Consider the following 7,350-nt stretch of genomic DNA (forward strand, 5'->3'; position numbering starts at 1 on the left):
ACGGATGAAGGTATTCTCCACAATGCCCGTGCTGTATCTTCGAATGCAGCTTGTTCACATTATGCGCGAGTCCGAGCAGGATGCTTTCGGCCAATACATTTTCCGTACCCCGGCACAAAAAACGCCGAAACTGCATATTCCATTTTACCTCACCAAAAGCACCTTCGGATTGAATACTTCGATTCATTCTGAGCAATTGGCCTTCTTCGCTCACGATGCGTTGTAAAGATTCCATCCGTTTTGCCTGAAAGGTTTTAGCAACTTCAAAATGTTTGCTCTTTCCCAAAGCGGGAGCTTACTGTTGCGTCCTTCAGATACATAAAATTGATATCGCGCCTGCAGGCAAGCTCAATCTGGCGAGAAGAGTAGATACGGTTCATGTAGGCGTAAACTAAAATCTTGAGCATCTGTCTTGGGGTTGGCTGATTTTTCCGCAAGCGGGAATAGGACTGGTAAATCTCGTGTACATCCATCTCCTCAATAATTTGTCCGAGCAACCTGACAGAGTCGTCTTCAGGGATAAGAATTTCGATATTCAAGGGAAGTTTTAGTTGAAAAATATTCCCCAGATTTGTATAATTTTTATGTGTTAATTTGTTTATTGGCATAAATAAATTTTAACACGCAATCCTCAGGCTGTTGAGTCTGGGGATTATTTTTTTCCATAAAAAAGCTGCTGCATTAAGCAGGTTAATTTCTGCTTAGTGCAACAGCCCCTTGGTTTATATTACTTATTATTCAATGTATTTTTGCATTTAATGTAAAAATGCATTGGATAACAAGCTTATAGTTTGCTTGGATAGTAGCGAGCACAGGAAAAAGCAAATGCAAAGATGCATCGGAAAAGGCAATAAATACTGAATAATCTGAGCATTTCGGGCATTGAATGCGTTGGCATGAAAATTGCATTCTATTAGGGAGAATGTTGCTGTAACGAATAGGCAGCGGTTTAAAAAATAAAGGAAAGAGATAAGGAGTTGAAGAAATATGACCACAATGATGAAAGCTTTGGTAAAGGACAGTCCCGCAGGGCAATCCATAAAAAAAGTACCGGTACCAACGCCGGGGCCAAATGAATTGCTGGTTAAAGTAAAGGCGGCAGCTCTTTGTGGAACCGATTTGCATATCTTAGAATGGAATCAATGGGCACAGAATGCCGGGATAAACCTACCTTATATTATGGGACATGAATTTTGTGGTGAGGTTGTATCAGTTGGCACTGCTGTTACGACTCACAAAATCGGCGATAAAGTGGCAGGGGAAACACATATACCTTGCGACCGGTGTTATCAATGCATGAATGGAATGCAGCATATCTGTAATAATTTGAAACTCTGGGGAGTGCATACAGATGGGTGTTTTGCCGAATTTGCCGTAATTCCGGCAGTATGCGCCAGACGGATTCCGGTCTCTATCCCGGAAGCTCACGGAGCTGTAATGGAACCTTTGGGAACGGCATTAAGAGCGGCGCATGAAATGGACTTAAACGGCGCTAGCCTTGTAGTAATCGGCTGTGGACCAATCGGTTTGTTTGCCATATCTTCCGCCGCTGCCTTTGGCGCTTCCAAGATCATTGCTGTTGATATCAGTGAAGACCGGTTGGCTATTGCTACCAGTGTTGGCGCTTCCACAGTCTTAAATCCATTGAAGAAAGATATACGGGATATTGTGCTGCGTGAGACTGACGGCTTTGGAACGGATGCAGTGATTGAGGCATCGGGAAATGTCGGGGCTATGAAACAATCATTGAAGTATTTGCGAAAAGGAGGACGCATGGCACTTATCGGATTGCCGTCAAAGCCGTTGGAGATGGATCTTGGTCCTGATGTGGTTTTCAAGGAAGCCAAAATTATTGGCATACATGGCCGGAAGATGTTTGAGACATGGACCCAGATGGAAAACATGCTGGCCGCCGGGAAAATCAATATCGACCCGATCATTACTCATACACTGCCTTTGGAGAGATGGCAGGAAGGCGTTGATCTTGCCAAGTCCGGTAAAGCGTGCAAGGTCGTGTTTGTGCCATAATTTTATCCGATGACCAAGCCGCTGGATAAATTCGACTAACATTCAGCCTTAATTCAGGCCCTACCTGAATTAAGGCTCATTTGATTTGTAGCTGACGTTTTTTAGAGGGTGATTTCTTCGTCACGTAAAATTCTTCTTTAGAGGGAATTAAGAGAGGTATGACTTATAAGCAGCACCTTTTTTGCACACATTGCGTTATAGCTTGGGTATACAGTTTTCAAATCTGGATATACAGTGAAATATATACAGGAAGGAGAACACCCATGTCTTCTATGAATAAGAATCATCAAATAAAAAAAGTAATTTTGCCATTTAAGGAAATTATTAAAAAGAAAAAGAGAAACAACGACCAGAAATATTTGTTGAAGTATATAAAAGAGTTGGAAGAAACGAATCGTGAGCTAGATGCAATTTTTAAGTTTTCACATGACGGTATTTTTGTTTCTGATGGGAACGGGATTGGGATCAGATATAACGATTCTTATTGCCGAATAACTGGCATTGATGCGGAGAAATTAATGGGTATACAGCCGCAAAAATATATGTCTGATTCTGCGACTTTAAAAGTCCTTAAATCTCGCAAGCAAGAAACAACCATGCCCGTACTTGAAAGTGGTAAAAAGGTATTAATTACTTCTAATCCGGTTTTTGATAAAGATGGGAATATTATTCGAGTTATTGCTAACGCACGCGATATGACTGAGCTTATAAATCTCAAGTCTCAAATAGAAGAGGTAAAAGAGTTATCTAATCGATATTATTCTGAGATTCTTCACTTGCGCAGCCAGGATGTCAAAATCAAAGGGATGGTTGCCGAAAGTTCTGTTATGAAGGATATTGTTGAAACAGCTTTAAAAATTGCCGCCAGGGAAGTTACCGTTTTAATAACAGGGGACTCAGGAACTGGCAAGGAAGTATTAGCACGCACCATCCATGAGAATAGTGAAGTAAAAGGGGGACCTTTTGTTAAAGTAAATTGTGGTTCAATCCCGGAGAACTTGCTGGAAAGCGAGTTGTTTGGCTACGAAAAAGGAGCGTTTACCAGCGCATCAAAATCAGGTAAGACTGGTATTTTTGAAATAGCGATAGGTGGAACGCTGTTTTTAGATGAGATTGGGGAACTGCCGTTAGCTCTTCAGGCTAAACTGCTGGGAGTGCTGCAAGATATGAAATTTACTCGGGTCGGCGGAACGAAGGAAATCTGCCTTAATGCCAGGGTAATAGCGGCTACGAACCGAAATCTTGCAGAGATGATACGGGAGAAAAAGTTTCGTAAAGATTTATTTTATCGATTGAATGTAGTAGGGCTAAAAATTCCTTCGCTGAATGAAAGGAAGGATGATATCTTTCCTTTAGCAAACTATTTTATAAAAAGATTGAACAAAAAATATAAAACAGCCAATACATTATCGCATGGAGTTATCAACGCATTTATCAGTTACGATTGGCCGGGAAATATCCGTGAAATGGAGAACCTGCTGGAAAGGCTTGTGGTGTTGGCACCGAATGAGCAAATTACCATGTCGATGTTACCAGATTACATGGTATCCAATGTTGATTTTAAAAAAATACTCGTACTACAAAAGAATGTTAGTAAGGAAAATGGGCTAAAAACAATTTTAGATAATGTTGAACGTAAAATTTTTGAAAAATTAATAGCGGATGGTTATAATAGCTACAAAATGGCGAATTTATTAGGCATTAATCAATCTACTATCGTTCGGAAGATTAAAAAACTTGGGCTAAAAATAAATACAATGCAATACGACTGAAAGATACCCGCGTGCTTCATGAAAAAGCTTTTCATTTGCAAGAAGAAGTGCTAGCAGCGGCCGCACTCCACCCTGAAAAACTCATAGTTCGCTATGGCGAATTTTCCTATCAGGCAGGACGCCGGGAATATGCGCGGCGCATCATCTGGACAGGAAATGCGGGGACAGGGAGGCTGTTTTAAAAAACAGCCTCCCTGTCCCCGCATTTTTGTTTTTCGCTATTCTTGGGTGTCAAATAACAAACTTGCCAGATGCTTTGCCTGTTTTCCGCCAAGCTTGAGTCCTTTGACACAATAATGACAGTAGGCCACCACTTTATCGGTGGTGATTTTCTGGCAGTGTTCCTGCATCAATTTTAGCTGCTCTTCTTTTGTCCGCGGAATAAATTTTCCCTTTGCATTTTCAACGAATCTTTTCGGTGCGAAATCAAGATTCCGCTTTGGCGGAGGTGAATATAAAGATATGCCGCAGAACTGCGTTTTTTCGTAATTCTCCGCTTGCTCCACGACAGCCACATTCATTTTTTGCAACAACGCGCGGACAGCCTCCTGTTCAGAATGGTTATCATAGGAACGCCAGCAATCCTGTAATGTCATTCTTTCATGCGAATAATCAGGAAACGGAAATTCTGAATCATTCAAAATAAGTTCCCACAGCGAAAGTCGTTTCACTTCTGGCAGCGTTTCCTGAAAAATGGCCGCACAATTATGACATACATATACCATTGTGTTATCCGCAGTAAAGTCCTTGTAATCGGGAATGCCGCTCCAGCGAGGCTGTAGCCATTTCGGCATATCAGCCGTAAAGTCTTTGTAGTTGGGAACACAGCATCTTATTATCTGCATATCAAATCGCTGCTTCAAATAATTTTGAACTTTTACGCTCAGGGCTGGCTCTTCTCTGGTAAACACACAGCTTGCCACATATATATAGTTTCTAATGTCCATCATCATGCTTCCTCCCTCTAGCCTAAGACTATAGCTTTATGTTACTATAAAATAGTCACTAATAGAAGCGATTAAATTCCATAGTAGTAATCGGATTTATCTATGGGAGCTGATAAAAATGGATTCAGACGACATAAAAATATTCCGCGAAGTAGCTTTACATGGCTCCATGACCCAAGCAGCGGAAACACTGGGATATGCACAATCTAGTGTTACGGCTCGTATCCGAAAGCTGGAAGCAAAACTGAACGTAAAATTATTTTATCGTGATGCAAAGGGCGTGCAGCTCACTCCCGCCGGTCAAATATTTTTAGAGCAAGGGCTAAAGATTACACAACTCCTGGAAGAGTTATACCGCCGCTTGAGTCCAAATGAAGTCCAAGGCGGTTTGCTGAGAATTGGCTCAATGGAAACTACCGCCGCGATTCATCTTCCTTCACTGCTCAAAAAATATCATTCCTTATATGACAAGGTCGAGCTATCACTTTTGACTGGAACTACCGAATCCTTAATCAATCAAGTTTTAAAGTACCATCTCGACATGGCATTTGTCGCGGCGCCTGTCAACCATCCCGAAATTAGCGAAATCGAAGCCTTCAGAGAAGAGATGGTTTTAGTTGCTGAAAGAGGGCAAGATACACAAAGCATTTCAGAGATCTTGAAAAATAGAACCATATTAGTTTTTCCTTCTGGCTGCACTTATCGCTCATTATTGGAACGGTATCTGTTGGAGAATCAATCGCTACCCTTGAAGCGATTTGAGTTTGGATCGCTGGAGGCTATTGTTGGCGGAGTATCGTCTGGTATGGGGATTTCTTTGCTACCCAAATCCGTAGTAGAAGACAAGATTCGAGCAGGTACTTTAACCGCCTATGAACTGCCTTCTCATCTACGAAATTCCACAACAATGCTGATACAAAGAAAAAATGCAATTCAAACTTCTGCCATAGCCAAGTTTATTGATTTAATCAATGTCAGCGGTTAGCAATCAAATAAAACACGGTTTCTGATTTTGTTGAAAGGATTCTCTTGATTTACATCATAAGTGTAATTATAATATAAATACTTATTAATTTAAGAAAGGATTGATCCACAATGACCGAATTTACATTTCAAACAGAAATAAATGCAAGCCCAGAAAAAATTTGGAAGATGTATACTAATGTAAAAAATCGTTTTAAATGGGAATCAGATTTAGAACATATTACACTTGATGGAGAATTTATAACTGGCAGCTCCGGTACTATGAAATTAGAAGGTCAACCGGCAATGTCTTTTACACTTACTTCGGTTGTTCCAAATCAAGAATTTTGGGATCGAACAGAAATTCCTGGTACCGGAATGGCAATATGTGTTGGACATACACTTACGAGATACGGTAATAAAACACTTGTAAAACATAGTATGAAATTAGAAAAAATTAGCGGAAATGTTTCTGAAGAAGATGTCAATTTCTTATCACAAATCTTCGGAGATACTCCACGAGCAGTTCTATCAATAAAAAAAGCGGTTGAGGCATAACAATGTTTCCTTCTAAATTTAAGGATAATTCTGCCAAAAGCCCCGGACTTTTGTTCATTAGAGCATATAATAATTGGCATACTCAAATAAAAAAAGCATTACGACCTATTGGATTAACCCACCCTCAATTTGTCATACTTACTGTTACAGCCTACTTACAAATCCATTGCGAAAATGTGACACAAACAATGATTGCGACCCAATCTGAAATAGACACCATGACAACATCGCAAATATTGAGACTACTTGAAAAGAAAAAGCTGATTCATAAAAGGCAACATCCATCTGACACACGAGCTAATATAATTATATTACTGGCTAAAGGGCAAGAGAAAATTGCTCAGGCAGTTCCTTTAATCGAAAAAATTGATGATGACTTTTTTGGAGTTCTTCAATCTGATAAAACGTACTTTATGGATTTATTAAAAAAGTTAAGTTCAAAAAATACAATATAACGGATTCTATTAATATTATTTTTGACAAGAGTAACTTTTTGCCGGTATATACAAATGATATTGTTGAAATATAAAAAAATCATCCAGGGAAATCGGATAGAAAAAGTTCGATTGTCGTGGATGCTGAAAATTCGAGAGGGTGAGCAAATGAAATGTCCTATTTGCGGCGAAAACTGCGACGACAATCGGGAGGTTTGTCCAAGTTGTGCGGAAAAGATGGCAGCTAATGATAAAAAAATTGCCCGTGCCAATAAAGCGATTAAAGTAATAGCTTATCTGATGGCGTTACTATTATTGCCGTTCATTACCATTCCGGGGACTATCATTTATTACGGAATAAGGTGGAATAAACGAAGAAAGATGAATCAGACTGACCCTGGTAAAATTACAGCAAATGAAAAATCCCTTCTTAAAAAACAAAAAAGCCCTCTCTAAGACAATGTCATTAAGTTAAGAAAACAAAACGACAAAGAAACAACGGAAAAGACAGAGAGATTGAAAAATAATGGCCTCCCTGTCTTTTCTGTCTATTTTTGAGCACCACAAACAGACAGATTGTCATCTGCCAATAAAAGGGATATAGTAAATAGGAGATTATGCTACACGATACAGAAAACTCACGGCTGC

At 39.8% G+C, this 7,350-nt stretch carries 9 protein-coding genes; 6 read left to right on the forward strand and 3 right to left on the reverse strand.

Annotated features, from left to right (window positions below; translation table 11 throughout):
- A partial coding sequence (locus ABFC84_14685) for a transposase (GenBank protein MEN6413986.1) occupies window positions 1-235 on the reverse strand: 235 nt, incomplete at its 3' end.
- A 28-nt stretch (window positions 236-263) separates the two neighbouring features.
- On the reverse strand, window positions 264-539 hold the full coding sequence (locus tag ABFC84_14690) for a transposase (GenBank protein ID MEN6413987.1): 276 nt from the start codon (window positions 537-539) through the stop codon (window positions 264-266).
- A gap of 448 nt (window positions 540-987) precedes the next feature.
- On the opposite strand from ABFC84_14690, the gene tdh reads away from it, so the two are divergent.
- Together tdh and ABFC84_14700 are read left to right on the forward strand one after the other, a co-directional pair.
- On the forward strand, window positions 988-2,028 hold the full coding sequence (gene tdh, locus ABFC84_14695) for an L-threonine 3-dehydrogenase (protein ID MEN6413988.1): 1,041 nt from the start codon (window positions 988-990) through the stop codon (window positions 2,026-2,028).
- Window positions 2,029-2,300: 272 nt separating this feature from the next.
- Complete coding sequence (locus ABFC84_14700) at window positions 2,301-3,800, forward strand: sigma 54-interacting transcriptional regulator (GenBank protein MEN6413989.1); 1,500 nt, start codon at window positions 2,301-2,303, stop codon at window positions 3,798-3,800.
- Between the two features lie 218 nt (window positions 3,801-4,018).
- On the opposite strand, the gene ABFC84_14705 is transcribed toward ABFC84_14700, so the two are convergent.
- Window positions 4,019-4,750: a hypothetical protein gene (locus ABFC84_14705; GenBank protein MEN6413990.1), complete on the reverse strand. Its 732-nt coding sequence runs from the start codon at window positions 4,748-4,750 to the stop codon at window positions 4,019-4,021.
- Between the two features lie 115 nt (window positions 4,751-4,865).
- Between ABFC84_14705 and ABFC84_14710 the strand changes: the two genes are divergently transcribed.
- The 4 genes from ABFC84_14710 (at window position 4,866) to ABFC84_14725 (ending at window position 7,158) form a co-directional block, all read left to right on the forward strand.
- Window positions 4,866-5,732: a LysR family transcriptional regulator gene (locus tag ABFC84_14710; GenBank protein MEN6413991.1), complete on the forward strand. Its 867-nt coding sequence runs from the start codon at window positions 4,866-4,868 to the stop codon at window positions 5,730-5,732.
- 110 nt (window positions 5,733-5,842) lie between these two features.
- On the forward strand, window positions 5,843-6,268 hold the full coding sequence (locus tag ABFC84_14715; protein MEN6413992.1) for a polyketide cyclase: 426 nt from the start codon (window positions 5,843-5,845) through the stop codon (window positions 6,266-6,268).
- 2 nt (window positions 6,269-6,270) lie between these two features.
- Entirely contained in the window at window positions 6,271-6,723 is a 453-nt protein-coding gene (locus ABFC84_14720; protein MEN6413993.1) for a MarR family transcriptional regulator, read from the forward strand.
- Between the two features lie 63 nt (window positions 6,724-6,786).
- Window positions 6,787-7,158 (forward strand): hypothetical protein, encoded by a 372-nt coding sequence (locus tag ABFC84_14725; protein MEN6413994.1) that lies wholly within the window; start codon window positions 6,787-6,789, stop codon window positions 7,156-7,158.
- Window positions 7,159-7,350 lie beyond the last annotated feature (192 nt).

The sequence above is a fragment of the Veillonellales bacterium genome (assembly GCA_039680175.1).
GTDB lineage: Bacteria > Bacillota > Negativicutes > JAAYSF01 > JAAYSF01 > JBDKTO01.